General features: G+C 57.1%; 1 rRNA gene. It reads right to left on the bottom strand.

What is annotated here, in order from left to right:
- Nucleotides 1-55 precede the first annotated feature (55 nt).
- Nucleotides 56-1876, bottom strand: a 23S ribosomal RNA gene (locus tag AC0NH5_RS42940); the annotation flags it as partial.

The following is a 1876-nucleotide window of genomic DNA, read 5'->3' on the forward strand; positions in this document are numbered from 1 at the left end:
GGGTGGTTGTTCGTTTGCTGTGAATCACACAGTGGACGCAAGCGCAATGTTTAGGGTGGTTAAGCCCTCGGCCTATTAGTACCGGTCAACTCAACACGTTACCGTGCTTACATTTCCGGCCTATCAACCCAGTCGTCTAGCTGGGGGCCTTACCCACTCAAGGTGGTGGGATACCTCATCTCGAAGCAGGCTTCCCGCTTAGATGCTTTCAGCGGTTATCCCTTCCGAACGTAGCCAACCAGCCGTGCCCTTGGCAGAACAACTGGCACACCAGAGGTTCGTCCGTCCCGGTCCTCTCGTACTAGGGACAGCCCTTCTCAAGTATCCAACGCGCACGGCGGATAGGGACCGAACTGTCTCACGACGTTCTAAACCCAGCTCGCGTACCGCTTTAATGGGCGAACAGCCCAACCCTTGGGACCTGCTACAGCCCCAGGATGCGACGAGCCGACATCGAGGTGCCAAACCATCCCGTCGATATGGACTCTTGGGGAAGATCAGCCTGTTATCCCCGGGGTACCTTTTATCCGTTGAGCGACACCGCTTCCACACGCAAGTGCCGGATCACTAGTCCCGACTTTCGTCCCTGCTCGACCCGTCAGTCTCACAGTCAAGCTCCCTTGTGCACTTACACTCAACACCTGATTGCCAACCAGGCTGAGGGAACCTTTGGGCGCCTCCGTTACCCTTTAGGAGGCAACCGCCCCAGTTAAACTACCCACCAGACACTGTCCCTCGACCCGATCAGGGCCGCAAGTTAGATACCCAAACCAACCAGAGTGGTATTTCAACATTGCCTCCACCCAAACTGGCGTCTGAGTTTCACAGGCTCCCACCTATCCTACACAAGCTAATTCGGATACCAATGTCAAGCTATAGTAAAGGTCCCGGGGTCTTTCCGTCCTGCCGCGCGTAACGAGCATCTTTACTCGTACTGCAATTTCGCCGGGCCTGTGGTTGAGACAGTGGGGAAGTCGTTACGCCATTCGTGCAGGTCGGAACTTACCCGACAAGGAATTTCGCTACCTTAGGATGGTTATAGTTACCACCGCCGTTTACTGGCGCTTAAGTTCTCCGCTTCGCCCCGAAGAGCTAACAGGTCCCCTTAACGTTCCAGCACCGGGCAGGCGTCAGTCCATATACATCGTCTTACGACTTGGCATGGACCTGTGTTTTTAGTAAACAGTCGCTTCCCCCTGCTCTCTGCGGCCATACCACGCTCCACCCGCAAAGGGGCTTCACGCGTCCGGCCCCCCTTCTCCCTAAGTTACGGGGGCAATTTGCCGAGTTCCTTAACCACAGTTCACCCGTCGCCTTGGTATTCTCTACCTGACCACCTGTGTCGGTTTCGGGTACGGGCCGCTCGGAACATCGCTAGAGGCTTTTCTCGGCAGCATAGGATCACTGACTTCACCAGAACGGCTCGGCATCACGTCTCAGCCTCAATAGTGCGCGGATTTGCCTACGCACCGGCCTACACGCTTACCCCGGCACAACCACCGGCCGGGATCAGCTACCTTCCTGCGTCACCCCATCGCTAAACTACTACCACCCGAGGTCCCAGACTCCACCAACTCGAACCGAAGTCCTCGCCGGCTTCGCGTGGTTAGTACAAGTAGGTTCGTCTTGGGCGCTCCTACGCGGGTACGGGAATATCAACCCGTTATCCATCGACTACGCCTCTCGGCCTCGCCTTAGGCCCCGACTCACCCAGGGCGGATTAGCCTGGCCCTGGAACCCTTGGTCATCCGGCGGAAGGGGTTCTCACCCTTCATTCGCTACTCATGCCTGCATTCTCACTCGTATGGCGTCCACGGCTGGATCACTCCGCCGCTTCACCCGCCATACGACGCTCCCCTACCCATCCACACACCTG

Source organism: Actinoplanes sp. 13 (assembly GCF_056134165.1).